This window comes from Rhodococcus sp. ACPA1 (assembly GCF_002300195.1).
Taxonomy (GTDB): domain Bacteria; phylum Actinomycetota; class Actinomycetes; order Mycobacteriales; family Mycobacteriaceae; genus Rhodococcus_F; species Rhodococcus_F opacus.
The window spans coordinates 100,589-126,571 of the sequence record NZ_NSDX01000002.1 but is presented as its reverse complement, the minus strand read 5'-3'; the positions used below and the strand labels follow the sequence as shown (position 1 = coordinate 126,571).

Here is a 25,983-nt window from a genome sequence, read left to right as displayed (position 1 = left end):
CCGTCACTTGTCGTCGGGTTCGTAGCCGCGGCGTGACGCCCCGGCCGTGTATTCGATGTTCAGTGTCTTCGCCTTCTCGGACGAGTTCAGTTGCCACGGAACGCTGGTGACCATCACACCCGGCTGGAACAGCAGGCGGCTCTTGAGCCGCAGCGCACTCTGGTTGTGCAGGATCTGCTCCCACCAGTGCCCCACCACGTACTCGGGGATGAACACGGTGACGACGTCCCGCGGCGAGTCCTTCCGGACGCGCCGCACGTAGTCGAGCACGGGTTTGGTGATTTCGCGGTACGGCGACTCGATCACCTTGAGCGGCACCGCGATGTCGGTCTTCTCCCACTGGCGCACGAGCGCCCGGGTGTCGGGTTCGTCGACGTTCACCGTGATCGCCTCGAGTGTGTCCGGCCGTGTGGCCCGGGCATAGGCGAGCGCGCGCATCGTCGGCATGTGCAGCTTGGAGACGAGGACGATGGAGTGAGTCCGGCTGGGCAGCACCCCGTCCCATTCCTGTTCCTCGAGCTCCCGCGCGACGCTGTCGTAGTGCTTCCGGATCATCTTCATCACGACGAAGATGGCGACCATGGCCACGATCGCGATCCAGGCGCCTGCCGCGAACTTCGTGATGAGCACGATGATCAGGACGGCGCCGGTCATGGCGAGGCCGATGGAGTTGATCACCCGGGAGCGGTGCATCCGCCGACGCTGAGCCGGGTCGTTCTCGGTCTTCAGGTGCCGGGTCCAGTGCCGGATCATGCCCGTCTGGCTCAGCACGAACGAGACGAACACGCCGACGATGTACAGCTGGATCAGCTTGGTCACCTCGGCGCCGAACAGGACGACGAACGCGATCGCCGCCCCGGACAGGAACAGGATGCCGTTGCTGAACGCCAGGCGGTCGCCGCGGGTGTGCAGCTGCCGGGGCAGGTAGCGGTCCTGCGCGAGGATCGAGCCGAGCACGGGGAACCCGTTGAAGGCCGTGTTGGCGGCGAGCACGAGGATCAGGGCCGTCACGATCGCGATGAAATAGAAGCCGATGGGGAAACCGCCGAACACCGTCTCCGCGATCTGCGCGATCAGAGTCTTCTGGTGATACCCGGCGGGGGCGCCGATCAGCTGTTCGGCCGGGCTGTGCGCGTACACGATCCCGATCTTCTGGGCCAGGATGATGATGCCCATCAGCAGCACGATGGCAATCGATCCCAGCAGCAGCAGCGTGGTGGCCGCGTTGCGGGACTTGGGCTTCTGGAAGGCGGGAACACCGTTGCTGATCGCCTCGACGCCGGTCAGTGCCGCACAGCCGGAGGAGAAGGCCCGAGCGATCAGGAACGCGAACGCGATCCCGTACAGGTGGGAGTCCTCGGCTTCGAGTTCGAATCCGGACGATTCGGCGCGCAGGTCGTCGCCGAGGACGAAGATCTGGAAGAACCCCCACAGCAGCATCAGGGCCATGCCGGCGATGAACGCGTATGTCGGGATCGCGAAGGCGGCACCGGATTCACGGATGCCACGCAGATTGATGGCAGTCAGCAGCACGATGGCCGCGACCGCGAACAGCACCTTGTGCTGGGCCACGAACGGCACCGCCGAACCGATGTTGGACGCGGCCGACGAGATGGAGACCGCGACCGTGAGGACGTAGTCCACCAGCAGGGCGCTGCCCACGGTCAGACCCGCGTTGGGACCGAGATTGACGGTCGCGACCTCGTAGTCGCCGCCGCCCGACGGGTAGGCGTGCACGTTCTGCCGGTAACTGGCGACCACCACCGCCATCACCGCGGCGACGGCAAGTCCGATCCAGGGGGTGTACGCGTAGGCGGAGATGCCCGCCACCGATAGTACGAGGAAGATTTCCTCGGGGGCGTAGGCCACCGATGACATCGCATCGGAGGCGAAGACCGGGAGGGCGATCCTCTTGGGAAGCAGCGTGTGCCCGAGCTTGTCGCTCCGGAAGGGTCTGCCTAGCAGTAGCCGCTTTGTGGCGGTCGAGAGCTTTGACACTGCCAAAGCGTAAGCCGTCCGCAGAAAACCTGGACCCTCACCCACCAATGTGTCCGGATTGCGATCTCTGTCTCGGTTGCTCTTCCGCCTGGGCACTGTACGGTTCGATTCGGTACGCACGTACTCGAGACGTGACGCCAGAGCCCATGAACGGAGTACAAGGTGTATGTGGTCATCATGGGATGCGGCCGGGTCGGCTCATCCCTCGCTGGCTCGCTGACCCGGATCGGCCACGAGGTCGCGGTCATCGATCGCGACCCTGCCGCATTCCTACGTCTCGAACCCGACTTCCCCGGACGCACCGTCGTCGGCATGGGATTCGACCGTGACGTGCTGGTCAAGTCCGGTATCGAGCGCGCAGAGGCATTCGCCGCGGTGTCGTCCGGAGACAACTCCAACATCATTTCCGCGCGAGTGGCCCGGGAGACGTTCGGCGTGGAGCGCGTCGTCGCCCGGATCTACGACGCCAAGCGTGCCGCCGTGTACGAGCGGCTCGGGATCCCCACTGTCGCCACCGTCCCGTGGTCGACGGACCGCTTCCTGCACACCCTCACCCGCGACAGCCAGACCGCCAAGTGGCGCGATCCGTCCGGAACCGTCGCGGTCACCGAGTTGTCCCTGCACGAGGACTGGATCGGCAGGCCGGTCGCCGAACTCGAGGCGGCGACGAATTCGCGTGTCGCGTTCATCATCCGCTTCGGCACCGGCGTCCTTCCCGACCGCAAGACGGTCTTCCAGGCCGACGACCAGGTGTACATCGCGGCCGTGTCGGGAACGGTGGCCGAGGCCGTCGCGCTCGCGGGCAATCCCCCGCCTTCGGACAACTGAGACGGCAGTGAGAATGTTCACGATCGACCACCCGAACGGAAGCAATCGATGAGAGTCGCAATCGCAGGAGCCGGCGCAGTCGGACGCTCGATCGCGCGCGAACTGGTCCGCAGCGAACACGACGTCATGCTGATCGAACGCAAGCTCGAGCACGTCGAGCAGGAGTCGGTGCCCGAGGCGACCTGGGTCCACGCCGACGCGTGCGAGCTGAGCAGCCTCGAAACGGCGTCCCTCGAAACCTACGAGGTGGTGATCGCGGCCACCGGTGACGACAAGGCCAACCTGGTCCTCAGCCTCCTCGCGAAGACCGAGTTCGGGGTCAGCCGCGTGGTGGCCCGCGTCAACGATCCCCGCAACGAGTGGTTGTTCGACGAGTCCTGGGGAGTCGACGTCGCCGTCTCCACGCCCCGGATGCTCGCCTCGCTGGTGGAGGAGGCGGTGTCGGTCGGCGATCTCGTGCGGCTGATGACGCTGCGCCAGGGGCAGGCCAACCTCGTCGAGGTCACGCTGCCCGACAACACCCCGCTCGCCGGTAAACCCGTCCGCAAGCTGCAATTGCCCCGCGACGCCGCCCTGGTCACCATCCTCCGCGGCGGACGGGTCATCGTGCCGCAGCAGGACGATCCGCTCGAGGGCGGCGACGAACTCCTGTTCGTCGCGTCCGTGGACGTCGAGGACGACCTTCGAGCGGCCGTCGGGCTCTCCTGACCCGGCGGGGACCGATCGACACCCGGGAGGATCCGTTGAGTACCACCGCAACACCCGAGAGCATCGTCGTCACCGACAGCCCGCAGCAGAGCCGGTACGAGATCCACGCCGACGGGGAACTCGCGGGAATCGAGCAGTACGAAGTCGACGGGGGCGTACGCGTTTTCGTTCACACCGAGATCTATCCGCGGTACGAGGGACTCGGACTCGCCCGCACGCTCGTGAGTGCGGCTCTGGACGATCTGCGCCGCCGTGGACTGCGGGTGCGCCCGGTGTGCCCGTACGTCGTGAAATTCGTGTCGAAGCATCCCGAGTACCAGGACCTCGTGGCCTGATCGGTTCGGCGACTTCGTCTCCGGCACAACCGGTCAGCGCCCCCGCGGTCCCATGTGAAGGGCGCCGAGCTCAGGTACGGCCGGGCTCGTCCCGGGGGCCGCCTGCCTCCGTGTCGTCCGTCGGTTCGCCGGCCTCGTCCGAGGGTCCCGGTTCGACGATCCGGTCGGCCCGGCGCACAGCCCAGATCGTCACCAGGAGAGCCAATCCCGCCAACGGCCAGCCCATCGCGATGCGCGCGAACGCGAGCCACCCGGTCTGGTCCGAATCGTAGAGTTGCGACTGCACGAGGTACCGGGCCGCGAACACCAGCGCCCAGGCGGCAGTGGCCACGTCGTAGGCCCGTACCGCGCCACGATGGCGCCGCCAGAGGTTGCCGTGGCCGTTGAGGAATCCCCAGATCAGGCCGACGAGCGGCCAGCGCACCAGAATCGAGATCAGGAACACCGCCCCGTACGCGAGGCTCGTGTAAATCCCGAACAGGAAGTATCCCTTGGCATCGCCCGTGCGATAGGCGATGAACGCGGAAATGCCGACGCCGAAGAATCCGGACACCGCGGGCTGGATGGGGCTGTGGCGGACGAGGCGCCAGACGAGAATGGCGACGGCGACACCGAGAGCCGCCCAGATCGCCGGACCCAGGCCCCACACACCGTTGACCGGAACGAAGACCAGGATGGGCAGGGTCGAATAGATGAGCCCGCTGATCCCACCGAGCTGTTCGAGTATGGATTGCTGCTTCGTTTCGGTCACTCAACGAGAGTGCCACATGGGGCGGCCCCTACGATTCGCCGCGCAACTCGTAATACGGGTTGAAGATCACCTTCTGGCCGTCGCGTTCGCCGACACGTCCACGAACCAGCAGAGTTTTGCCCGGCTCGATACCCGGAATCCTCCGCCGGCCGATCCACACCAACTTGATCTGTTCCGTGCCGTCGAAGAATTCGGCTTCGATGCTGGCATTGCCGGACTTCGGACAGGCTTCGACACTACGGAGCCGTCCCAGCATGGTGACCTCTTCGCCGCGGCTGCAGTCGCAGGCACGTTGTGCGCCGGACGCCTGAGACGTCTCGGCCATTTCCTCGGCGTCCAGCTGCTCGAGGTCCTCGGTGAGCCTGCGAGTCAGCCGACGAAAATATCCTGCCGTGGCGGGTGCCATTGCGCGCTCCTGGAGCATGTGCGACGCGAGATCTTCGCGCCGCTCGTAGGGCTGTGTATTCGCCACTGTAGACCCATTGGTTCCAAGCAACCACACCACCGGAGGAGCACCGTGACGGACGAGGCAGGATCGTCTCATGCCCTCTGATGACCGGCCGTCCGTGGCCGTTGTGCTCCCGGGTACGGGATCCGACGCGGACTTCGTGGCCCGCGCCTTCACCGAGCCCCTGACCTGCCGTGGAGTGCGCACGGCCGCAGTCGAACCCGATCCCCGGCGAGTCGTCGGAAGCTACGTCGACGCGCTCGACGCCGCGGCCGCGCGGCACGGGCGCATCCTCGTCGGAGGGGTCTCCATCGGGGCCGCCGTGGCACTGCAGTGGGCAGGATCACACCCGGATCGCGTCGCGGGCGTCCTCGCGGCGCTGCCCGCGTGGACCGGGACCGCCGCGGACGCTCCCGCCGCCGCCAGCGCCCGGTTCACCGCGGCCCGGCTGCGGGCTGACGGCCTCGAACAGGTCACTGCCGAGATGATCGCCTCCAGCCCGCCCTGGCTGGGCCGGGAACTGGCGAAATCGTGGCGATCGCAGTGGCCGCACCTTCCCGCCGCGCTGGACGAAGCGTCCGAGTACCACGCTCCCGGTGTGGGCGACCTCGAGCGCATCACGGTGCCGGTGGGGATCGCCGCCGCCACCGACGACGCCGTGCATCCCCTCGAGGTCGCCCGCGAGTGGTCCGAACGACTACCACACTCGGGCCTCGTCACGATGTCGCTGGACGAGATCGGCGCCGACCCGGCGATTCTCGGCTACGCCAGCCTCGATGCGCTGGACTCGGTCCTGCACAGGACCTGAGCGTCGAATCTCCGGAACCGGGATCAGCGACCGAGTTGCTGCATCGCCGAACCCGATTCGCCGCGACGCTGCTGCGGCTGAGCCGGCGCCTCCGCGGGGGGCGCCTGCTGCTCGCCCTGCGGACCCGCCGGAGCCGGCTGCTGCGGCGCGGACTGCTGCGGAGCGGCACCCTGCTGCTGCGCCAGCTGCTGCTGGTGAGCGGCGGCCAGCTGCTGGGCGAGTGCCTCGGGCAGGACCACCGGCAGCGGCGTCCGCACCGGATTCGGCTCGTTACCCCGCTTCACGACGGTGTCGCGCAGGATCGCCCTGGCGGTCGCGACGAGCTCCGAGTCGGCCGTGTTGCCACCGCTCGGTCCCGCGACCACGCAGCGCACCATCCACCGGTAGCCGTCGACGCCGATGAAGCGCAGGTCGGCGTTCGGGGTGACGGCGAAGACCTCGCGTCCCCACGGTCCGCTCTCGACGCTCACCGTCGCATTGTCGTTGCGCAGCGATTCGGCGAGGTCGCCCGCGACTTCCCGCCACTGGCCCGGAGACTTCGGGGCGGCATACGCGGCCACCGTGATGCGCCCGTGCTGGGTGACGAGATGCACGGCCTGCGGCGAACCGTCGGGCGCCATCTCCACCTGCAACTGGGCGCCCTGCGGCATCGGGACGAGTACGGAACCGAGGTCGAGTCGGGTTCCCACCTCACCTACGGTGAGGTCGGCGCCCGACTCGAGGTCGTCGGCGTCGTACGGGCCGCCGTCCACCTCGGTCACGGCGTCGTAGTCGTCCTCATAGTCCGCGTCGGCGTCGCCGGCCGCGGCGTCCGTCTCGGCGTCCTCGAAGAAACCGGGCCGGTCGTCCTCGGCTTCCTTCTTCTTACGACGTCCGAACATGATCAGGCTCCTTCACTGGCATTGCCGACGAGGCTCGCGTGGCCTCCGCTCGACCCGTGGCCGTCGCTGCCGCGGGTGGTGCCGTCGAGCGACGGGACCTCGACGAACGACACCAGTTCGACCCGTTGGACGAGCAGTTGGGCGATCCGGTCGCCCCGGCGGATCTCGATCGGGGTCTCGAGGTCGTGATTGATCAGGCACACCTTGATCTCGCCGCGGTACCCGGCATCGATGGTGCCGGGGGTGTTGACCACCGACAGACCCGATTTTGCGGCCAGCCCGGATCGGGGATGGATCAGCCCGACCGTGCCCAGGGGCAGCGCGATCGCGATGCCGGTTCCGACGAGGACGCGGCGCCCCGGCTCGATGGTCACGTCGATGGTGCTGCACAGGTCGACACCGGCGTCGCCGTCGTGCGCACGCTGCGGGACCGGAATGTCGGGGTCCAGCCGCTGGAGGGCGACGGGCGGAAGGGCGGGGGTCGCGGCGGGAGAAAGGCCGGGAGATAGGTCGCTCACGTGCACCGAGCCTACTCTCAGACACCGACTATCCTGGTCGGGTGTCACAAACGTCCCGGCCCGAAGTCGCGCCCACCGATAACACCTCGCCCGTGCTGTACTCCGAGCGCCTGTGGGTGCCCGTCTGGTGGTGGGCAGTGGGCTTGTTCGTCGCCGGTCTGCTCGCCGCCGAGGTGCACATGGGTGCGCCGGGTCTGCGCGCGTGGCTGCCGTACGTCCTTCTGCTTCCCCTGCCCGTGTGGGGACTCGTCTGGCTCAGCCGTCTCCGCGTCGAGGTCGTCGAGGAACCGAACGGCGTTCACCTGCGGGTCGGACAGGCGCATCTGCCGCTGGACGTGATCGCGCGGGTCGCCGAGGTGCCCGGTTCGGCGAAGAGCGCGGCTCTCGGTCGTCAGCTCGACCCCGCCGCGTTCGTGCAACACCGGGTGTGGGTCAAGCCGATGGCACTGATCGTGCTCGACGACCCCGAGGACCCGACCCCCTACTGGTTGATCAGTACACGACGGCCGGCCGAGTTGCTGGCCGCCGTCAACCGTGCCCGCCCGCAGGCGGACGGAGACTGATCGGACGGTGGGCCTCCCACCGTCCGCCTCTCGTACTCACCGTCGCTCAGGCCGCGCAGTCCCTGCACACCAGCACTCCGCCCGCGTCGCTGGCGAGCCGGCTGCGGTGGTGCACCAGGAAACAGCTCGAACACGTGAACTCGTCGGCCTGCTTCGGCACGACCCGCACCGAGAGCTCTTCACCGGACAGATCCGCGCCGGGCAGTTCGAACGATTCCGCGGTGTCGGACTCGTCCACGTCGACAACAGCCGACTGAGCCTCGTTGCGTCGCGCCTTCAGTTCCTCCAGCGAATCCTCCGAAACCTCGTCGGACTCTGTTCGCCGCGGTGCGTCGTAGTCAGTTGCCATGTCGCCTTCCCCTCATCCTCTTCGGTGTATCCCGGCCCGTGCGGTACGTCGAACCGATTGTTGGTCGACCGCCCACACGAAAACCGCCTCGGCGCAGATCACACCCTGCGGCTGCACAACGCTGCAGCGGATGGGTTCGTGCCCGGAACCAGGCCCCGGAAACATGATCTACGCCTCTTTTGTCATCTTCTGCCGACCCTCGTTCTGCACGCTTTGAACGACTGGGGCCGCCAGACAGTAGCCGAAGGAAGTACAAAAGTCGTAACCGAATCGACCGATCGCGCAAATTGTCTGCTAATCGTCACCAACACCACAGCAAGCTGTGACATTCCACAACGGGGACGGGTTCGGGGTTATGACGTGCCAGGGATCTAAGGTAGGTGCCGAACCTGCGCCACGACGTGTGGCCGGGCCCTGTATCGGTGCGCTGTACGGGTGCAACGTACGAAGCGCAGTTCGTAGGAGAGGTCGAGGCACACTGTGGTTTCACTGATCACCGAAGGCAGCCCGCTCGACGACAAGGGTCGTCCGTTCCGGCGGCGGCGGGCGATGCCGATCCTCGTGGTGTTCGCGGTCCTCGCCCTGCTCGGCGCCGTCGTGTGGATCGGCGTCCTCGGCGACGACGAGGATCTGGCCACCACGGTCGACTGCAACCCTCCGCAGCCGGCCGCGCAGCCCGTCGACCCCGCCGCCCCGCCGCAGCAGGCACTGGGCGAGAAGGTCGACGGTTCGACCCTGCGGGACGTGGAGCCTGCCGCGCTGTCCGCCACGAAGGTGCGCGTGTTCAACGCCAACGGCGAGCACGGCCAGGCGGCGCAGGTGGCCGCACAGCTCAGCGACTACGGGTTCGCGAGCGCGCCCGACGTCCAGGCGGGCAACGACCCGGTCTACGTCGACCAGAACATGCAGTGCCAGGGGCAGCTGCGATTCGGCCCCAACGGCGCCGCCGCCGCGAGCGCACTCTGGCTGGTGGCCCCGTGTGCCGAACTCATCCAGGACACCCGCACCGACGACACGGTCGACCTCGCGCTCGGCACCTACTTCCGCAAGATCTCGCCGAACACCGACGCCGAAGAGGTCCTGCGGTCCCTGAAGGATCCGCCGCCCGGCAGCCAGCCCGCCCCCCTCGACATCGACCTGCTGAAGGCGGCGCGCACCGCCCGCTGCTGACCGGCGGTCACCGTTCCGGGATCGGGGTGTCCACCCCGATCTCGGCGAACAGGGCGTCCAGGGCGTCGGCGATGCCGGGGGCCGCGGCCACCACCACTTCGCCGTCCGCGCTCGACGTCTGCGGGGAGGGGATTCGCACGCGGGCCCCCGCCTCGGTCGCGATCAGCGACCCCGCGGCCCAGTCCCACGGGCTCAGCCCGTGTTCGAAATGGGCGTCGACACGACCGGCCGCGACCATGCACAGATCGAGAGCCGCCGAACCGATCCGGCGGATGTCGCGCACCCTCGGCAGAATGTCCGCGATGAGGGCGCCCTGCGCCTTGCGCCGCGCCGCGCCGTACCCGAATCCGGTGGCGAGCAACGCCATCGACACGTCGGTGACCGGGTTGCACCGGAGGTCGCTCACCCGCCCGTCCCCGTCGGTGAGGGTCGCCCCGCCACCACGTGCCGCCGCGTAGGTCGATCGGGCCGCCACGTCGACCACGGCCCCGGCGACGGATACCCCGTCGATCTGGGCGGCCACGGACACCGCGTACGCGGGGACGCCGTACAGAAAGTTCACGGTGCCGTCGATCGGATCCACGATCCACCGCACCTCGGCGACGGAATCCTCCTCTCCCCCACCTTCTTCGCCGAGGATCGCGTCGTCGGGGCGAAGCTCCGCGAGCCGGTCGCGGATCACCTGCTCGCTCTCGGTGTCGACCACCGTGACCGGGTCGGTCGGGGTGCTCTTCGACGCGACGGAATCGCCGGATCCCGCTCGCTTCCCGACGATTCCGAAGACCTCGGGCCGTCGCGCCCGGACGTGGGCGGCGGCTTCCTCGGCCACCGCCACGGCGACCTCGAGCAGTCGCCTGGGATCGGTGCCGACGTTGCCTGGCGCGGACTCTGAACTCTGGGGTGCATGCACCCACCCATCGGAACACACTTTCGCTGCCTCACACCACCGCTGACGTTTCGCACAGCTGGTGTCATCGCCCACCGAACACGCGTCGACACACTAGTGTGACGAGCAGCAGAAGAGCGCCGGAGAACACGTCGACGTCGACACGAAGGAGCACACGCCATGACCAAAACGGGGTTCGGTGTCGACGTCGGAGGCAGTGGCGTCAAGGGTGGCGTCGTGGATCTCGAGACGGGCCAGCTGGTCGGGGACCGCATCAAGCTCCTCACCCCCCAGCCGTCCACTCCGGAGGCGGTCGCGGAGACCGTCGCCGAGATCATCCGCCAGGCAGAATGGGACGGACCGGTCGGTATCACCCTGCCGAGCGTCGTCACCGGCGGTGTGGCGCGATCCGCCGCCAACATCGACAAGAAGTGGATCGGGACGGACGCCCGCGCGCTGTTCTCCGACGCACTCGGCGGCCGGCTCGTCACCGTCCTCAACGACGCGGACGCGGCAGGAATAGCAGAGGACGCGCTCGGCGCCGGCAAAGACGCGAAGGGGGTCGTCATCCTCCTCACGTTCGGCACCGGCATCGGCTCGGCGATCCTCCACGACGGCGTCCTGCTTCCCAACACCGAGTTCGGGCACATGGAGGTGGACGGCAAGGAAGCCGAGCACCGGGCGGCGTCCTCGGTCAAGGAGAAGAAGGATCTGTCGTACAAGGAATGGGCCGGCGAGGTGAGCCGTGTCCTCACCCGGTTCGAGAACCTCATGTGCCCGGATCTGTTCATCGCCGGCGGCGGAATCAGCCGGAAGAACGAGAAGTGGATCCCGCATCTGACCAACAGGACACCCGTCGTACCTGCTGCGCTGCTCAATACGGCGGGCATCGTCGGTGCTGCGCTCGCGGTGGAAACGGGCATCGCTCCGTAACTAATTCGGATGGGTCGTTACAATGGAAGAGCCCGGCTGCGCGCCGGCGAAACCAGTAGACCTCTCCGCCGGATGACCACTCTGGCGTGACGCCGCACGACACCGTCACGAAAGGGCGTACGTGGCAGCCACCGATACACGTCAGACTGCTGATTCGACTTCGGAGTCAGGACCGGAAGCACCAGTCGGAGCGGCAGCCACCGGCACTGCTCCGGCAGCCGAGGAAGCTCCCGCGAAGAAGCCGGCGGCCAAGAAGGCTCCCGCCAAGAAGGCAGCAGCGAAGAAGGCTCCCGCCAAGAAGGCGGCAGCCAAGAAGGCGGGCGGAAAGAAGGCCACGGCCGGTAAGGGCGCGGACGGCGAGGACGTCGACGAAGACTCCGCCGACATGGAGGACATCGACATCACCGAGGGCGACCTCGCCGAGGTCGAGTCCGACGTCGTCGAGGTCGTCGCAGTCGGCGAGGACGAGGAGACCGAGGAGCCGTCCGAGAAGGACAAGGCCTCCGGCGACTTCGTGTGGGACGAGGAGGAGTCCGAAGCGCTCCGCCAGGCCCGCAAGGACGCCGAACTGACCGCGTCCGCCGACTCGGTCCGCGCCTACCTCAAGCAGATCGGCAAGGTCGCCCTCCTCAACGCCGAAGAGGAGGTCGAGCTCGCCAAGCGGATCGAGGCCGGGCTCTACGCGACCCAGATCATGCAGGAGCTGTCCGATTCCGGCGAGAAGCTCCCCGCCGCCCAGCGCCGGGACATGAGCTGGATCTGCCGCGACGGAAACCGCGCCAAGAACCACCTCCTCGAGGCGAACCTCCGTCTCGTCGTGTCGCTGGCCAAGCGCTACACCGGCCGCGGCATGGCATTCCTCGACCTGATCCAGGAAGGCAACCTGGGCCTCATCCGTGCCGTCGAGAAATTCGACTACACCAAGGGCTACAAGTTCTCGACCTACGCCACGTGGTGGATCCGTCAGGCCATCACCCGCGCGATGGCCGACCAGGCCCGCACCATCCGCATCCCGGTGCACATGGTGGAGGTCATCAACAAGCTCGGCCGCATCCAGCGTGAACTCCTGCAGGACCTGGGCCGTGAGCCCACTCCCGAAGAGCTCGCCAAGGAAATGGACATCACGCCCGAGAAGGTGCTGGAGATCCAGCAGTACGCTCGTGAGCCCATCTCCCTCGACCAGACGATCGGCGACGAGGGCGACAGCCAGCTCGGCGACTTCATCGAGGACTCCGAGGCCGTCGTGGCCGTCGACGCCGTCTCGTTCACCCTCCTGCAGGATCAGCTGCAGTCGGTGCTCGAGACTCTCTCCGAGCGTGAAGCGGGCGTCGTGCGCCTGCGCTTCGGCCTGACCGACGGACAGCCCCGCACCCTCGACGAGATCGGACAGGTCTACGGGGTCACGCGTGAGCGCATCCGTCAGATCGAGTCCAAGACCATGTCGAAGCTGCGCCACCCGTCCCGGTCGCAGGTGCTGCGCGACTACCTGGACTGACGAACACACCTCGATGCCCCCGGACTCCGAGCGAGTCCGGGGGCATCGTCGTGTGCGCCCGCGGCATCCGCCTACGGCCCGCTACGCGCTGGTGCGAACCCGGATCCAGGCGCCTGCCACCGGTTCGACCACCCGTGCCGCCACCGGGCCGATGACGGCCATCAGGAGGACATACGCGGTGGCGAGTGCCACGAGTTCGCTCTCCACCGCTCCGGCCGACAATGCCAGGCCTGCGATGACGATCGAGAACTCGCCACGCGCGATCAGCGCGACCCCCGCCCGGGCCCGGCCCAGCCGCCCGACGCCCTGCTGTTTCGCCGCCCAGGCGCCGGTGACCATCTTCGTCAGCGCGGTGACGACGGCGAGCAGAACGGCCCAGCCGAGGACCGGTGGAATCGCCCGGGGGTCGGTGTTGAGTCCGAACACCACGAAGAACATCGCGGCGAACAGATCGCGGAGCGGTTCGAGGACGCGGCTCGCGTTGTGGGCGGTCGTGCCGGAGATCGCGATTCCCAGGAGGAACGCTCCGACGGCGGCCGAGACCTGCATCGCCGAGCTGATCCCCGCGACGAGGAGAGCGGCGCCGAGCAGCTTCAGGAGCAGGGTCTCGCTGTCCGGGCTGTCCAGCAGGGCGGACACGTAGCGGCCGTACCGCAGGGCGATCACGAGGACGACCGAGATGACGACGAGGGAGATGCCCACCGCCTCGAGTCCGCCGGCGAAACTGACGCCGGCGAGCAGGGCCGTCAGAATGGGCAGGTACACGGCCATCGCGAGGTCCTCGAACACGAGAATCGAGAGCACGACCGGCGTTTCGCGGTTACCGAGCCGACCCAGGTCGCTCAGTACCTTCGCGATGATGCCCGACGACGAGATGTAGGTGACGCCGCCCATCACGACCGCGCCGGTGGGTCCCCACCCCAGCATCAGTGCTACGACCGCTCCGGGCGCGGCGTTGAGGACGGCGTCCACGACCCCGGCCATCCACGACCGTCGCAACCCGGTGACGAGTTCCGACGCCGTGTATTCCAGCCCCAGCAGAAGCAGGAGAAGAACCACGCCGATCTCGGCCGCCAGGTGGCTGAACTCGCTGATGTCGCCGAGATTGACGAAGCCGCCGCTGCCGAAGCAGAGTCCGCCGAGGAGGTAGAACGGGATCGGCGACATGCCGAACTGAGCTGCCAGACGGCCCAGCAATCCGAGCGCGAAGAACACCGCGCCCAGTTCGATGAGCGCGAGCGTGGTGGTGTTCACGGGACCGTCAGCCGTTGGCCAGGAGCTTGGCTGACGCGTCCAGTCCGTCTGTGGTTCCGACGGCGACCAGGAGGTCGCCGGAGGTGAGCAGGAAGTCGGGCTTCGGTGACGGGTAGACCTGACCGGCCCGCATGACCGCGACGATCGAGACCCCGGTGCGTGTGCGCATCGCCGTGTCGCCGAGCGGGCGGCCGTCGAACCGGGAGTCCTCCTTGATGTAGAGCTGCTTGGTGCGGATTCCGGGCAGGTCCCGGTGCTCCTCCTCCAACTGTGCCACCAGTTGCGGTGCCCCCAGCAGATTGCTGAGGACTGCCGCCTCCTCGGTGGTGAGCGGAACGGACGCAGCGCACGCATCGGGATCGTCGGCCTTCGAGACGATCAGATCGGTGCGACCGTCGCGGTGGGTGATGACACCGATGCGGCGACCGGCGGCGAGTTCGAAGTCCTTACGCACCCCGATACCCGGTAGTGGCGTCACTTCAACGTTCATGCCTCCACGGTAGACCGATCGGTGTGACCAACCGCGGAAGGCTCGCGTCAGTGCCGGGCCGGGAACGTTCCGTCGGCATCGGGGCGGTAATCCTCGACCGCGGTGACCGCCGCGGCGGGCAGCGGCCCGTACAGGTGTGGGAACAGCATCGACGCCGGATCGGTCGGCACGCCCGGCTCCCACTTCACCGGCGCACCGAGCGCGGCGAGGTCGAGCCTCAGCAGGACGAGGTCCGTACGCCCGGCGAACAACCTGTTGGCGGGCAGATGCACCTGGGCCGGCGTCGAGAGGTGCACGAAACCGTCCGCGGCGAACGTCGCGGGCACTCGACTGCCTTCGCGTTCCGCGGTGCGCCACTCCTCGCGGCTGCAGATGTGGACCAGCTGGTCTTCGGATTTCACACGGTGAGAGTAGCGTCACGCCCCAAAACGAATCAGCTGTCAGCGAACTCGGACCGCGCGGTCTGTTCACATCTGCGCTCGTCACGTCCCTGACTGGGCGTTTCCGGCGGGTTTCGTGTGTGATGCAACACTGAGAAACGCCGACGGGAACAACGCGTAAACCCCAAACGTCTGACAGAGTAGATCCACCGCGCCACCCCCGACGCGGCGGACCAAGGCCCCAGGCACTCGGCATCAGTCGAAGCCAGTACGGAGGAGTCATGCCCGGAACACTGACCAGCCCCCCGTTGACCGCAGCCGACCGGTGCGACCGGTGCGGTGCGGGAGCCCGCGTTCGCGCGGTTCTTCCGACCGGAGGAGAGTTGCTCTTCTGCGGTCACCACGCCAACGAGCACGCAGACCGCCTTCGCGAGATGAACGCCACGATCGTGTCCGAAGCCGAAGCTGCAATCTGATACGTCAGCCCGGGTGACCCGTCCCAGGCTCACCTCTTCAGAAAGAGACCGGCGAGTGCGATGCACTCGCCGGTCTCTTTGTGTTCGCGTCAGACGGCGGTCACCACTGTCGCAGGGTGGAGATCCGCTCGGTGAGCTGCTCGACGGTGGCGATCGCCGTGGGCGGTCCCCCGCAGACACGACGCAGTTCGCCGTGGATGGTGCCGTGCGGCTTGCCCGTCCTGTGGTGGTGCATCGCGACGAGACTGTTCAGTTCGCGGCGCAGCTGCGCGAGCTGTCCGGCGGCGGCCACCCGGTCCGCGACCTGGGGCACGGGCGTGTGCACGGGCGCGGGCGCGGGCTCCTGCTTGTCCAGCTGCTCCGACTGACGCTGACGGAGCAGCGCGCGCATCTGGTCGGCGTCGAGCAGCCCGGGCAGACCCAGGTAGTCGGCCTCCTCGTCGGAGCCCGAGAACGTGGCCGTCCCGAAGGACGACCCGTCGTAGATCACCTGGTCGAGCTCGGCGTCCGCGCCGAGCGAGGTGAACGCCTTCTCCTCCTCGCCGAGCTCGTCCTTCTGCTTGTTCGCGTCGGCGAGAAGGTCGTCGTCGAAGCCGTCCTTCTCCCGATGGGGCTTGCCGAGCACGTGGTCGCGCTGAGCCTCGAGCTGGCTGGCCAGGTCGAGCAGCACCGGAACCGACGGGAGGAACACGCTCGCGGTCTCACCCTTGCGGCGGGACCGCACGAATCGCCCGATCGCCTGCGCGAAATAGAGTGGGGTGGACGCACTGGTCGCGTACACACCGACGGCCAGGCGGGGAACGTCGACGCCTTCCGACACCATGCGGACGGCGACCATCCACTTCTGGGTGCTCGCCCCGAACTCGGCGATCCGCTTGGACGCCGTGGGGTCGTCGGAGAGCACCACGACCGGGTCTTCCCCGGTGACCGCCTTCAGGGTCTGCGCGTACGCACGGGCCACGGTCTGGTCGGTGGCGATCACGAGACCTCCGGCGTCAGGCATGCCGCCCGTGCGCAGCTGGCCGAGCCGGGTGTCTGCGGCGTGCAGGACCGCGGGAATCCAGTCGCCCGACGGGTCCAGGGCCGTTCGCCACGCCCGGGCCGTCTGTTCCGCGCTGAGCGGCTCGCCGAGTCGCGCAGAGAACTCCTCGCCCGCGTTGTTCCGCCAGCGCGCCTCGCCGGAGTAGGCGAGGAACACGACGGGCCGGACGACGCCGTCCGCGAGGGCGTCCGAGTACCCGTAGGAGTGATCCGCCTTCGAGCGCATCAGACCCTCGCGATCGGGTTCGTACGTCACGAACGGGATCGCACTGTCGTCGCTGCGGAACGGCGTACCGGTCAGGGCGAGGCGGCGGGTGGCGTCACCGAACGCCTCCCGGATGGCGTCACCCCAGCTCTTCGCGTCGCCACCGTGGTGGATCTCGTCGAGGATGACCAGCGTGCGGCGGCTCTCGGTGCGGACCCGGTGCTTGAACGGGTGGGAGGCGACCTGCGCGTACGTCACCACGACACCCTGGTAGTCGCTGGACGTCTGCCCGGTCGAGTTCGAGAAGTACGAGTCCAGCGCGATGCCGTTGCGCGCAGCGGACTCGGCCCACTGGTGCTTGAGGTGCTCGGTCGGTGCGACCACGGTCACCTGATCGACGGTGCGGTCGCGCAGCAACTCCGACGCGACCCGCAGCGCGAACGTGGTCTTACCGGCGCCCGGTGTCGCGACCGCGAGGAAGTCCTGCGGTCCGGTGGACAGATACTTCGTCAGCGCACGACGCTGCCAGGCGCGCAGTGATCCTGCGGGTCTGGCAGGTTCGGTCTGTGCGAGGTAGGCCTCGGTGCCCACGATCTGCGCTGCCTCGGTTTCCATTCTCGGCGCCGACTGGGAGCCCACTGTCTCAGCACTCACGGGCTGCCCTCCGCTGGCATGGCACTGTTTGCTCGCACTCCTCGGTATTCGATCAACATGTCCGGGTCCAGACCCGAAGGCGCTGTCCGTCAAGGAGCCTAGCGTCCGGATCCGATGCGGACCGCATTCGCGACATCCGATAGTGACAGATTTGTCGCGACACGAGGACAGCAGCGGTGGGCAACCGGGCGTGTCGTCAGGGATGCTGGAAACATCATGACCGAAACACCCTCGACAACGCCGCAGAGTGGCGGTGACCCACCCCGGTCCGGGTGGCATCCGCTACGTCGCGCACTGAGCGTGATCGGTCACACAGCGAGCAAGGCCTGGGACGATTCGATCTTCGGAAAAGCGGCCACGGCGGCGTTCTGGCAGACACTGTCGCTGCCTCCGCTCCTGCTGGGGCTCCTCGGAATGCTCGGCTACGTCGGCGGCTGGTTCGGACCCGACACCGTCGACATCATCCAGTCGAAGATCATCAACTTCAGCGGGACGGTGTTCAGCGACAGCGTCGTCGAACAGATCATCCGCCCCACCGTCGGCGACGTACTCGAACGCGGACGTCCCGAGATCGTGTCACTGAGCTTCCTGCTGTCCCTGTGGGCCGGCTCCTCCGCCATTTCCACGTTCGTGGACTCGATCGTCGAGGCCCACGGCCAGCAGGAGGCGCGGCACCCGGTGTGGCAGCGCGTGTTCGCGTTGCTGCTCTACGTGATGTTCCTGATCCTCGCCGTGTTCACCCTGCCGCTGGTCGCGCTGGGGCCGACGCTCGTCGGCAGGGTGCTCCCGGAGGCGTGGCGCACGATCGGGACGGAGATCGTCGACACGTTCTACTACCCCGGCGTGGGCCTGTTGCTCATCGTGGGCCTGACGACGCTGTACAAGGTGGCACTGCCCCGGTCGCTGCCCTGGCACCGGCTGCTCGGCGGCGCGCTCGTCGCGGGGGTGTTCTTCCTCGGCGCGAGCACCTGCCTGCGCCGCTACCTCTCCTGGGTGGCCGGAACCGGATACACGTACGGGGCGCTGGCCACGCCGATCGCGTTCCTGCTGTTCACGTTCTTCCTGGGTTTCGCGGTGGTGCTCGGCGCCGAGTTCAATGCCACCGTCCAGGAGTTCTGGCCCGCCCGTGCCACCCGTATCGACCAGATGCGGGATTGGATCGCCGCACAGGCCGAGAGTTCGCCGTCGACGGGTCCGGTGACCAGCCTCACACGTCGCATCGCCACCGGCCCGATCAAGGTCGTCGGCGACCGTGCCCGTCCGGATGCGGCCGAGCCGGATCCGGGGAACGACGACGAGCCCGACGGCCCAGTTCGAGAAGCTCCCGAGCCACCGGGTGTGCGACGAGCGCCGGTGAAGCCTCAGTCGCCCTTGCGTAATCCTTCGTAGATCTTCTTGCAGTCGGGGCAGACCGGCGATCCCGGTTTCGCGGACTTCGTCACCGGAAACACTTCGCCGCACAACGCGACGACGTGAGTGCCCATGACGGCGCTCTCCGCGATCTTGTTCTTCTTGACGTAGTGGAAGAATTTGGGAGTGTCGTCATCGGTCGACTCGTCGGTGGTGACGTCGGGCCGTTCCTTGGTTTGAGTGCTCACCCCTCAATAATGCCGCAACCGGCCGACGAACCCACCCCCTGTGTGCATTTGCCGCCCGACAGTGGAACAGTGGAGTCATGGCACGAAGTGCAGGGTTCGGTGGGTCCCACGACGCCGGCTCCCCGAGCAATCCGGTTCTCATCACCGAGGCGGCGCGATCCATCGAGGATCAACATCGCGCCCGTGTCCGCAAGTACCTGCTCATCATGTCCTTCCGTTTCCCCGCGCTGATCTTCGCGGCGGTGGCGTACGGCATCTGGGAGAACCCGTGGATCTCGATGGCGATCATCGGTGTGTCGATCCCGCTGCCGTGGATCGCGGTTCTCATCGCCAACGACCGCCCGCCGCGCACCAAGGACGAGCCCAGTCGGTACGACCACCGCGAGTCGCCGTCCACCGCGCTGCCCGCGCCGCCGCACCACACGATCGAGGGCTGACGCAGTCGGGCGTGCTGCAACAATGCACGGGTGAACCGTGACGAGCTGCTGTCGATCTGCCCCTCTCTGCGTGAGGCCCTCCGCCGCAACCGGTACGACACGGACACCCTGCTCGATGCGCTGGGCCCCGACGTCCATGCGGCGCTGAGCCGCAACGAGCCGGTCCCGGTGCGCCGAGCCAGCGCGGCCTGCGGCGAACTCGGCACCCTGATCCGCCTGTTCCTTCTCACCGACGACTGTCCCGTCGGCGAGGTGGCCGCGGCGCTGTCCCCGCTGCCGGTCGAGGACGCCGTCGCGGCCGGCCTGCTCGAATCCGAGGGCGACGTCGTCCGGGCAGCCCTCGATCTCCGTCCGATGGACATCGGCGGAGGCAACCGCTGGGTGCTCTCCGACCTCGACGGCTCACTCCGACCCCGCGAGACCCCGGTCGACCACGTCATCGGCGTCGGGCACGCGTCGCTGTCGCTGCTGCAGGCCACCCCGACCGCGCCGGTCGGGACGCTGCTCGACGTCGGGACCGGTTGCGGCATCCAAGCCCTGCACGGCGCGTCCTACGCCGACTCGGTCACGGCCACGGACCTGAACGTCCGTGCCGTCGATCTGGCGGCCGTCACAGCGGCGCTCAACGAGGAGGAGCTGGAACTGCTCGCCGGGTCGTGGTTCGAGCCGGTCGAGGGCCGCACGTTCGATCAGGTCGTGGCCAATCCGCCGTTCGTCGTGAGCCGCGCCCGGGTGGGTCACACCTACCGCGACTCCGGACTCGACCTCGACGGCGCGAGCGAGCTGATGATCTCCCGAGTGGCCGACTATCTCGCGCCCGGTGGCACGGCGGCGCTGCTGGCGTCCTGGATCCACGTCGAGGACGAGGACTGGCGCGCCCGGGTGGCCTCCTGGCTTCCCGCCCACGGGATCGACGCGTGGGTGGTGCAGCGGGACGTCGCGGACCCGGCCCTGTACGTCGGCACCTGGATGCGCGACGGCGGCCTCGACACCCGGGACCCGGCCACCGCGACCATCGCCGAGGACTGGCTGGATCACCTCGCGAGCGCGAACGTCGAGGGGGTCGGCTTCGGGTTCGTCTACCTGCGCCGGACCGACGCACCCACCGATCTGATGGCGGAGGACCTCACCCACGGCTTCAGCGACCCCTTGGGCGCGGAGGCGCTCGCGTACTTCGAGCGGGTGGCGTGGCTGCGCGACCACGACGTGCTCACCGCCCGTTTCCGCGTGGAGGAGAGCACCGCCCTGGAGCGGGTGTTCCTGCCCGGCGACGAGGGATGGACCCAGGTGGTCGCCCGGCTGCACCGGGGGAACGGCCCGGCGTGGCAGCACGAGGTCGACGATCTCGTCGCCTCGCTCGTCGCCGGCATGCGCGGCGACGGCCTCGTGCTGGGCGAACTGATCGAGCTTCTCGCCGCCGCCCACGGCGTCGACGCCGAGGAATTCGCGCAGTCGGCCGTGCCGCTCGTGCACGCCCTCGTCCGGCACGGACTCGTGCTTCCCACGTAGCCGCCGGGTTCCCGATCCGTCCCCCTTATACGTGTTCTCAGCAACTTCTCAGGACCGAATCGAGGAACCCGCAGGTCACAGCGCCTTCACAAATTACCGGCCGGGAACTTTCCCAGGCCTTCGGTGCGTTGATCCATATGAGACACCACCGATGAGGAGGCAAGTCATGACAAGCCCCAGCACCACTACTCGTATTCGCCCCAGCGCTGCCGATCTGGACGCCCAGAGCCCCGCTGCCGACCTGGTCCGGGTCTACCTGAACGGAATCGGCCGCACGGCTCTGCTGACGGCCGCAGACGAGGTAGAACTGTCCAAGCGAATCGAGGCTGGGCTGTACGCCGCGCACATCCTGGAGACCGGGAAGCGACTCTCCCCCGCCAAGAAGCGCGACCTCGCGACGGTCGTCCGTGAAGGACAGTCAGCCCGCGCACACCTCCTCGAGGCCAACCTGCGGCTCGTCGTCTCGCTCGCGAAGCGGTACACCGGACGCGGCATGCCCCTGCTGGACCTCATCCAGGAGGGCAACCTGGGTCTGATCCGCGCGATGGAGAAGTTCGACTACGCGAAGGGGTTCAAGTTCTCGACGTACGCCACCTGGTGGATTCGTCAGGCGATCACCCGCGGCATGGCCGACCAGAGCCGGACGATCCGGCTCCCAGTGCACCTCGTGGAGCAGGTCAACAAGCTGGCCCGTATCAAGCGCGAGCTGCATCAGCAGCTCGGGCGTGAGGCCACGGACGACGAGCTGGCCGAGGAGTCGGGTATCCCGGCGCACAAGATCGCAGATCTCCTCGACCACAGCCGCGACCCGGTGAGCCTCGACATGCCGGTCGGCAACGACGAGGAAGCTCCCCTGGGCGACTTCATCGAGGATTCCGAGGCCACGTCGGCGGAGAACGCCGTGATCGCCGGTCTCCTGCACAGCGACGTGCGCACCGTGCTGGCCACCCTCGACGAACGTGAGCAGCAGGTCATCCGGCTGCGCTACGGTCTCGACGACGGTCAGCCGCGCACTCTCGACCAGATCGGCAAGCTCTTCGGGCTCTCCCGCGAGCGTGTCCGTCAGATCGAGCGCGAAGTGATGGGCAAGCTGCGTCAGGGCGACCGCGCCGAGCGGCTGCGCTCCTACGCCAGCTGACGAGAGCCTCCCACCGGAATCAGCGCCGGTGCCGGTCGTACGCGACCGGCACCGGCGTTGCGCTGTCTGCGGGGCCGGGTGACCGGTCAGCGCAGGCGGCGGGGCCCGAGGTCGGCGACGCTGGGCTCCGGGCCGATCCGCACCCGGGAATCGGTGATCTGCGCGCCCTCGGCCGATGCGAGCACGGGTTCGCAGGCCAGTTCCCGCACCTCCGGGAGGTCGTCCGCGAGAGCGGAGATCCGCTGCACGAGGTCGACGAGAGCCGATTTGTTCACCGGGACCGCGCTGCGGTAGCCGGACAGCAGCGGCGCGGCTTTCGGTGCGTCGATCAGTTCCGTTGCGGCGTCCTCGGTGAGGGGCAGCACCCGGTAGGCGCGGTCGCCGAGGAGGTCGGAGATCACGCCGGCGAGTCCGAACGAGATGAGCGAACCGAACGACGGGTCGTCCTGGACGCCCACCACACAACCGATTCCCTTGGTGGCCATCCGCTGGACGTGGAGTAGCGGTTCACCGGACGCGGCGGCGAGGTCGCGGTAGGCCCAGCGGACCGAATCGGGCCCGACCAGATCGAGGCGGACGCCACCGAGGTCCGGCCGGTGCCGCCACTGCTCCCCCGTCGCCTTCACCGCGACCGGGTACCCCAATTCCTCGGCGGCCTGCACGGCCTCGTCTTCGGTGGTGGCGGAACGGAATTCCACGACGTTCACGCCGTAGCACGCGAGGAGTTGCGATGCCTCGAAGTCCGACAGCCAGCGCCCGGACGACGTCCCGAGCCAGCCGTCGACCATCGCTTTCGCCCGCTCCGGATCGATCCCGTTGGGGCGCACCACTTTCGAGGACGGTTTACTCTTCCACGCCGAGTATCGCCAGGCACGGGCCAGTGCCAGCGCCGCGCGTTCCGGACCGGGATAGGAGGGAACCGAACCGCGCGTCGGGTGCCCGTCCTCACCCCGGACCGCCAGGACGTCGGGCACACCCTCCGCCGCGAGGAACGTCGTGAGCACGGGTTTGTCGGCGTCCCGCACCGCCTCCCGCAGCGCCTGGGCATAGGGTTCGACGGGAACGGCGACCGGCGGAACGAACACGGCGATCACCGAGTCGACGTCGAAGGACGTGAGCGCCGTCCGCACGGCCGCCGCAAACTCCTCGGGACCGGCCTGCGGACCGAGATCGACGGGGTCGCCGACCTGCAGACCCTCACTGCGTGCCGCATCCGCGGCGAGCACACCGAGCGCGGTGGAGTTTCCGACCACAGCGAGCCGGGGTCCCGCGGGCAGCGGCTGATATCCGAACAGCAGCGCACAGTCGAACAGCTGGGAGATCGACCCGACCTGCACCACACCGGCCTGCTCGAAGAGGGCGCGGACGATCGAATCGTCCATCTCGCCACCGCTGGCCGCCAATGCGGGCGGGACGGCGTGCCTGCCGCTCTTGACCGCGACGATCGGCTTGTTCCGCGCCACCCGGCGCGCGATGCGCGAGAACTTGCGGGGATTGCCGAAGCTCTCCAGGTACAGCAGCACCACCTCGGTGGCCGGATCCGAATCCCAGTACTGCAGTAGGTCGTTGCCGGAGACGTCGGCGCGGTTACCCGCGGAGACGAAGGCGGACAATCCGATTCGACTCCGTGCGGCCTCGTCGAGGATGGCGATGCCGAGTGCGCCGGACTGGCAGAAGAATCCGACGTTGCCGGGGCTCGGCAGCACCGGCGCGAGGGTGGCGTTCAACGAGACCTCGCTGTCGTTGTTGGCCACGCCGAGCGCGTTGGGACCGATCAGCCGCATCCCGTGCGCGCGGGCGGCGTGGACGAGGCGACGTTCGGACTGCCGTCCGTCCATCCCTGTTTCACTGAACCCCGAAGACACGACGACGAGGGCCTTGACGCCCTTGTCCAGGCAGTCGTCGAGGACGGCGTTGATCGATTCGGCGGGTACCGCGACGACGGCGAGATCCACCTCGTCGGGGATGTCGCGGACCGACGGGTACGCCCGTACACCGTGGACCGAACGGTGCTCGGCGTTGACCGGGTACACCGGGCCGGTGAATCCCGCCCGCAGCAGGTTGGTCAGCACGGCGTTGCCGACCTTCGCCCGGTCGGTGGACGCACCGATCACCGCGACCGACCGCGGACTGAGCACGTTACGCATGCTGCGCGCCTCGGCGGCCCGCTCGCGGGAATTGCGCACGGACACCATCGCTTCGGTGGGGTCGATCGCGAACTCGAGCTTGAGCACCCCACCCTCGAAGCTGCGGCTGACCTGATATCCCGCCTCGCGGAAGACCGTCACCATGTTCCGGTTCTCCGCGAGGACCTCGGCGACGAACATCGTCAGGCCGTTCTCCGCGGCCGCCGCGGCGAGGTGCTCGAGCAGGATGGGCCCGAGACCGCGGCCCTGATGTGCGTCGGCGACGACGAACGCCACCTCCGCGGACTTGCCGTCCCCCTCGCCGATGAGTCGCTCGTACCGGCCGACGGCGATGATCTCGTCCCCGAGCAGCACCACGAACGCCACCCGGTCGTGGTGATCGACCGTGGTGAAGTGAACGATGTCCCGTTGCGACATGGTCGGGTAAGGGCCGAAATACCGCAGATAGCGGGTGCGTTCGGAGAGCTTCGAATGGAACGCGACGAGTTTGTCCGCGTCCTCGGGCACGATCGGCCGCAGCGCCACCGCTCCGCCGTCCGCCGCCAGCACGTCGGCGACCCAGTGCCGCGGGTAGTTGTGCGCGGCGTCGGGTTTCCCTCTCGCCTCGGTCGTGACCGCCGCCCCGGCGCTACCCGACGTCTCGGTGCCGTCCGACGCCTGGATGCCGTCGGTGGTCTCACTGCCGTCCGTCGGCTCAGTCACGGGGATCCTCCGGGTCGAGTCCGAGTAGTGGGAAGCAGGCGCGGCGAGTGGCGATGACGGCCGAGTCGATCCGAGTCAGGGCGCGGTCGACCGACGGGATCCCGGTTTCCGGTGTGCCACCGGGACCGTCCCAGGGCCGGTAGTCGACCTCGCCGCCGTCGCCCATCGTGTCCGGCAGGTCCACGCTGGGTGCGAGCGCGTGCGCCCGTTCCTGCCAGGCCTCGGGTACGGCACGGCCCGTGTCGATCTCGCGGTCGAGCGCTGCGGCGATGAGGTGGGTCCACGCACGCGGGACGACACGGACGAGGCCGTATCCGCCGCCGCCGACGGCGAGCCAGCGTCCTTCGGCGTAGCGGTCGGCGAGATCACGCATGGCGAGGAACGCGGCCCGCTGGCCGTCGACCGTCAGAGCGAGGTCAGCCAGCGGATCCTCGCGGTGGCTGTCGACACCGCACTGGCTGATCACGATCTGGGGCCGGAACGACGCGAGTGCGCCCGGGACGACGGCGTGGAAACCGCGCAGCCACAACGCATCGACGGTGCCGGGCAGCACGGGGAGGTTGACGGCGGTGCCCTCCCCCGACCCCTCACCGACCTCGCTGGACCACCCCGTGTTGGGCCAGAGCGTCGCCGGATGCTGGTGGAGCGAGATCGTCAGGACGCGGGGGTCGTGCGCGAACGCGTGCTGCACCCCGTCCCCGTGGTGCGCGTCGACGTCGATGTAGGCGATCCGGTCGAAACCGTGGTCCAGCAGCCAGGAGATCGCAATGGCGACATCGTTGTACACACAGAAGCCGGAGGCCCAGTCGGGCATCGCATGGTGCATGCCACCGCCGATGCTCACGGCGCGGCGTGTGCGTCCCGCTGCGATCTCCTGCGCCGCGGCGAGGGAACCGCCCGCGAGGATCGCGCTCGCCTCGTGCATCTGGGGGAAGACCGGATTGTCCTCGGTGCCGAGCCCGTGCGGGGCGTCCGCTCCGAGCACACCCGACGTAGCCGAGTGCCCGGCCTGTTTGACTGCTTCGACGTACGCGGGAGTGTGGATCCGCAACAGGTCTGCGTCCGAGGCGGCGTCGGGCCGCAACAGTTCGACCCCCTCCAGAATCCCGAGGCTGCGGGCGAGCGACATGGTCAGCTCGAGCCGGGTGGGATTCATCGGGTGGTCCGCACTCCACCGATAACTGAGATAGTCCGGACTCCACACGACTGCACGGTGCGATACCAGTGCAGCCGAATCCTCCCCGGAACTGAACGACGCGGTCATGAACTCACGCTACTGGT

At 68.2% G+C, this 25,983-nt stretch carries 27 protein-coding genes; 13 read left to right on the top strand and 14 right to left on the bottom strand.

Annotated elements, in window-relative coordinates; translation table 11 throughout:
• Positions 1–3: 3 nt before the first annotated feature.
• Positions 4–1,998 (bottom strand): APC family permease, encoded by a 1,995-nt coding sequence (locus tag CJ177_RS07195; RefSeq protein ID WP_025432406.1) that lies wholly within the window; start codon positions 1,996–1,998, stop codon positions 4–6.
• 162 nt (positions 1,999–2,160) lie between these two features.
• Between CJ177_RS07195 and CJ177_RS07190 the strand changes: the two genes are divergently transcribed.
• Genes CJ177_RS07190 through CJ177_RS07180 form a run of 3 tightly spaced genes read left to right on the top strand, consistent with a single transcriptional unit; the run spans position 2,161 to position 3,869 of the window.
• Positions 2,161–2,826: a TrkA family potassium uptake protein gene (locus CJ177_RS07190; protein WP_005240869.1), complete on the top strand. Its 666-nt coding sequence runs from the start codon at positions 2,161–2,163 to the stop codon at positions 2,824–2,826.
• A 48-nt stretch (positions 2,827–2,874) separates the two neighbouring features.
• A complete protein-coding gene (locus CJ177_RS07185) occupies positions 2,875–3,534 on the top strand; it encodes a TrkA family potassium uptake protein (RefSeq protein WP_005240868.1) in 660 nt (219 codons plus the stop codon).
• A 35-nt stretch (positions 3,535–3,569) separates the two neighbouring features.
• On the top strand, positions 3,570–3,869 hold the full coding sequence (locus tag CJ177_RS07180) for a GNAT family N-acetyltransferase (protein ID WP_095867497.1): 300 nt from the start codon (positions 3,570–3,572) through the stop codon (positions 3,867–3,869).
• 70 nt (positions 3,870–3,939) lie between these two features.
• Here the strand turns inward: CJ177_RS07180 and CJ177_RS07175 are convergent, their stop codons facing one another.
• On the bottom strand, positions 3,940–4,620 hold the full coding sequence (locus CJ177_RS07175) for a DUF3159 domain-containing protein (protein WP_005240866.1): 681 nt from the start codon (positions 4,618–4,620) through the stop codon (positions 3,940–3,942).
• Between the two features lie 28 nt (positions 4,621–4,648).
• Positions 4,649–5,026 (bottom strand): OB-fold nucleic acid binding domain-containing protein, encoded by a 378-nt coding sequence (locus tag CJ177_RS07170; RefSeq protein ID WP_005240856.1) that lies wholly within the window; start codon positions 5,024–5,026, stop codon positions 4,649–4,651.
• 136 nt (positions 5,027–5,162) lie between these two features.
• Here CJ177_RS07170 and CJ177_RS07165 point away from each other — a divergent pair, with 136 nt between their 5' ends.
• Entirely contained in the window at positions 5,163–5,876 is a 714-nt protein-coding gene (locus tag CJ177_RS07165) for an alpha/beta fold hydrolase (RefSeq protein WP_095867496.1), read from the top strand.
• Between the two features lie 23 nt (positions 5,877–5,899).
• On the opposite strand, the gene CJ177_RS07160 is transcribed toward CJ177_RS07165, so the two are convergent.
• Complete coding sequence (locus tag CJ177_RS07160) at positions 5,900–6,757, bottom strand: DUF3710 domain-containing protein (protein ID WP_095867495.1); 858 nt, start codon at positions 6,755–6,757, stop codon at positions 5,900–5,902.
• Between the two features lie 2 nt (positions 6,758–6,759).
• The gene (gene dut / locus CJ177_RS07155; protein ID WP_025432405.1) at positions 6,760–7,281 is read right to left on the bottom strand and encodes a dUTP diphosphatase; all 522 of its coding nucleotides are present in this window, start codon (positions 7,279–7,281) and stop codon (positions 6,760–6,762) included.
• Between the two features lie 86 nt (positions 7,282–7,367).
• On the opposite strand from dut, the gene CJ177_RS07150 reads away from it, so the two are divergent.
• Positions 7,368–7,838 (top strand): DUF3093 domain-containing protein, encoded by a 471-nt coding sequence (locus tag CJ177_RS07150; RefSeq protein WP_005240851.1) that lies wholly within the window; start codon positions 7,368–7,370, stop codon positions 7,836–7,838.
• A gap of 46 nt (positions 7,839–7,884) precedes the next feature.
• Here CJ177_RS07150 and CJ177_RS07145 read toward each other — a convergent pair whose 3' ends face one another.
• Positions 7,885–8,187: a DUF4193 domain-containing protein gene (locus CJ177_RS07145; protein ID WP_005240850.1), complete on the bottom strand. Its 303-nt coding sequence runs from the start codon at positions 8,185–8,187 to the stop codon at positions 7,885–7,887.
• A 480-nt stretch (positions 8,188–8,667) separates the two neighbouring features.
• Between CJ177_RS07145 and cei the strand changes: the two genes are divergently transcribed.
• Positions 8,668–9,357 carry an envelope integrity protein Cei gene (gene cei / locus CJ177_RS07140; protein ID WP_005240849.1) on the top strand — a complete coding sequence of 230 codons (690 nt, stop codon included), beginning with the start codon at positions 8,668–8,670 and terminating at the stop codon, positions 9,355–9,357.
• Between the two features lie 7 nt (positions 9,358–9,364).
• Here the strand turns inward: cei and CJ177_RS07135 are convergent, their stop codons facing one another.
• Positions 9,365–10,267: an inositol monophosphatase family protein gene (locus tag CJ177_RS07135; protein WP_037179155.1), complete on the bottom strand. Its 903-nt coding sequence runs from the start codon at positions 10,265–10,267 to the stop codon at positions 9,365–9,367.
• 156 nt (positions 10,268–10,423) lie between these two features.
• On the opposite strand from CJ177_RS07135, the gene ppgK reads away from it, so the two are divergent.
• Positions 10,424–11,176 (top strand): polyphosphate--glucose phosphotransferase, encoded by a 753-nt coding sequence (ppgK, locus tag CJ177_RS07130; RefSeq protein ID WP_005240845.1) that lies wholly within the window; start codon positions 10,424–10,426, stop codon positions 11,174–11,176.
• Positions 11,177–11,297: 121 nt separating this feature from the next.
• Positions 11,298–12,671 (top strand): RNA polymerase sigma factor, encoded by a 1,374-nt coding sequence (locus CJ177_RS07125; protein WP_005569767.1) that lies wholly within the window; start codon positions 11,298–11,300, stop codon positions 12,669–12,671.
• Between the two features lie 81 nt (positions 12,672–12,752).
• Here the strand turns inward: CJ177_RS07125 and CJ177_RS07120 are convergent, their stop codons facing one another.
• From CJ177_RS07120 to CJ177_RS07110, 3 genes are read right to left on the bottom strand one after another with little or no spacing between them, the layout of a single operon-like run.
• A complete protein-coding gene (locus CJ177_RS07120) occupies positions 12,753–13,925 on the bottom strand; it encodes a cation:proton antiporter (protein WP_005240834.1) in 1,173 nt (390 codons plus the stop codon).
• A gap of 7 nt (positions 13,926–13,932) precedes the next feature.
• The gene (locus CJ177_RS07115) at positions 13,933–14,415 is read right to left on the bottom strand and encodes a cation:proton antiporter regulatory subunit (RefSeq protein ID WP_005240833.1); all 483 of its coding nucleotides are present in this window, start codon (positions 14,413–14,415) and stop codon (positions 13,933–13,935) included.
• 47 nt (positions 14,416–14,462) lie between these two features.
• On the bottom strand, positions 14,463–14,816 hold the full coding sequence (locus CJ177_RS07110) for a DUF952 domain-containing protein (protein WP_005240832.1): 354 nt from the start codon (positions 14,814–14,816) through the stop codon (positions 14,463–14,465).
• 260 nt (positions 14,817–15,076) lie between these two features.
• On the opposite strand from CJ177_RS07110, the gene CJ177_RS07105 reads away from it, so the two are divergent.
• Complete coding sequence (locus CJ177_RS07105) at positions 15,077–15,271, top strand: hypothetical protein (RefSeq protein ID WP_005240831.1); 195 nt, start codon at positions 15,077–15,079, stop codon at positions 15,269–15,271.
• A gap of 100 nt (positions 15,272–15,371) precedes the next feature.
• Here CJ177_RS07105 and CJ177_RS07100 read toward each other — a convergent pair whose 3' ends face one another.
• Positions 15,372–17,132 (bottom strand): DEAD/DEAH box helicase, encoded by a 1,761-nt coding sequence (locus tag CJ177_RS07100; protein ID WP_054246693.1) that lies wholly within the window; start codon positions 17,130–17,132, stop codon positions 15,372–15,374.
• A 255-nt stretch (positions 17,133–17,387) separates the two neighbouring features.
• On the opposite strand from CJ177_RS07100, the gene CJ177_RS07095 reads away from it, so the two are divergent.
• Complete coding sequence (locus CJ177_RS07095; RefSeq protein WP_061043001.1) at positions 17,388–18,560, top strand: YihY/virulence factor BrkB family protein; 1,173 nt, start codon at positions 17,388–17,390, stop codon at positions 18,558–18,560.
• Here the strand turns inward: CJ177_RS07095 and CJ177_RS07090 are convergent.
• Positions 18,533–18,769: a DUF3039 domain-containing protein gene (locus CJ177_RS07090; RefSeq protein WP_005240826.1), complete on the bottom strand. Its 237-nt coding sequence runs from the start codon at positions 18,767–18,769 to the stop codon at positions 18,533–18,535. The two genes, CJ177_RS07095 and CJ177_RS07090, sit on opposite strands and share 28 nt — an antisense overlap.
• Positions 18,770–18,846: 77 nt before the next feature.
• Here CJ177_RS07090 and CJ177_RS07085 point away from each other — a divergent pair, with 77 nt between their 5' ends.
• From CJ177_RS07085 to CJ177_RS07075, 3 genes are all read left to right on the top strand, one after another.
• Entirely contained in the window at positions 18,847–19,206 is a 360-nt protein-coding gene (locus tag CJ177_RS07085; RefSeq protein ID WP_005261100.1) for a DUF3099 domain-containing protein, read from the top strand.
• A gap of 30 nt (positions 19,207–19,236) precedes the next feature.
• A complete protein-coding gene (locus tag CJ177_RS07080; RefSeq protein ID WP_095867493.1) occupies positions 19,237–20,715 on the top strand; it encodes a methyltransferase in 1,479 nt (492 codons plus the stop codon).
• Between the two features lie 166 nt (positions 20,716–20,881).
• Positions 20,882–21,853 (top strand): sigma-70 family RNA polymerase sigma factor, encoded by a 972-nt coding sequence (locus CJ177_RS07075; protein ID WP_005240812.1) that lies wholly within the window; start codon positions 20,882–20,884, stop codon positions 21,851–21,853.
• Positions 21,854–21,939: 86 nt separating this feature from the next.
• Here CJ177_RS07075 and CJ177_RS07070 read toward each other — a convergent pair whose 3' ends face one another.
• Together CJ177_RS07070 and CJ177_RS07065 are read right to left on the bottom strand one after the other, a co-directional pair.
• Positions 21,940–24,702: a bifunctional GNAT family N-acetyltransferase/acetate--CoA ligase family protein gene (locus CJ177_RS07070; RefSeq protein ID WP_005240808.1), complete on the bottom strand. Its 2,763-nt coding sequence runs from the start codon at positions 24,700–24,702 to the stop codon at positions 21,940–21,942.
• Positions 24,695–25,966, bottom strand: a complete 1,272-nt coding sequence (locus CJ177_RS07065; RefSeq protein ID WP_025432402.1) for an acetoin utilization protein AcuC — start codon at positions 25,964–25,966, stop codon at positions 24,695–24,697. The genes CJ177_RS07070 and CJ177_RS07065 overlap by 8 nt, the downstream gene beginning before the upstream one ends.
• Between the last annotated feature and the right edge of the window lie 17 nt (positions 25,967–25,983).

What these genes read in the sequence shown, in the direction of transcription:
- CJ177_RS07075 (WP_005240812.1), top strand. Translation starts at nt 20,882, where the DNA reads ATGACAAGCCCCAGCACCACTACTCGTATTCGCCCCAGCGCTGCCGAT.
- ppgK (WP_005240845.1), top strand. Translation starts at nt 10,424, where the DNA reads ATGACCAAAACGGGGTTCGGTGTCGACGTCGGAGGCAGTGGCGTCAAG.
- CJ177_RS07160 (WP_095867495.1), bottom strand. Translation starts at nt 6,757, where the DNA reads ATGTTCGGACGTCGTAAGAAGAAGGAAGCCGAGGACGACCGGCCCGGT.
- CJ177_RS07065 (WP_025432402.1), bottom strand. Translation starts at nt 25,966, where the DNA reads ATGACCGCGTCGTTCAGTTCCGGGGAGGATTCGGCTGCACTGGTATCG.
- CJ177_RS07145 (WP_005240850.1), bottom strand. Translation starts at nt 8,187, where the DNA reads ATGGCAACTGACTACGACGCACCGCGGCGAACAGAGTCCGACGAGGTT.
- CJ177_RS07095 (WP_061043001.1), top strand. Translation starts at nt 17,388, where the DNA reads ATGACCGAAACACCCTCGACAACGCCGCAGAGTGGCGGTGACCCACCC.
- CJ177_RS07165 (WP_095867496.1), top strand. Translation starts at nt 5,163, where the DNA reads ATGCCCTCTGATGACCGGCCGTCCGTGGCCGTTGTGCTCCCGGGTACG.
- CJ177_RS07105 (WP_005240831.1), top strand. Translation starts at nt 15,077, where the DNA reads ATGCCCGGAACACTGACCAGCCCCCCGTTGACCGCAGCCGACCGGTGC.
- CJ177_RS07100 (WP_054246693.1), bottom strand. Translation starts at nt 17,132, where the DNA reads ATGGAAACCGAGGCAGCGCAGATCGTGGGCACCGAGGCCTACCTCGCA.
- CJ177_RS07085 (WP_005261100.1), top strand. Translation starts at nt 18,847, where the DNA reads ATGGCACGAAGTGCAGGGTTCGGTGGGTCCCACGACGCCGGCTCCCCG.
- CJ177_RS07170 (WP_005240856.1), bottom strand. Translation starts at nt 5,026, where the DNA reads ATGGCACCCGCCACGGCAGGATATTTTCGTCGGCTGACTCGCAGGCTC.
- CJ177_RS07115 (WP_005240833.1), bottom strand. Translation starts at nt 14,415, where the DNA reads ATGAACGTTGAAGTGACGCCACTACCGGGTATCGGGGTGCGTAAGGAC.
- CJ177_RS07185 (WP_005240868.1), top strand. Translation starts at nt 2,875, where the DNA reads ATGAGAGTCGCAATCGCAGGAGCCGGCGCAGTCGGACGCTCGATCGCG.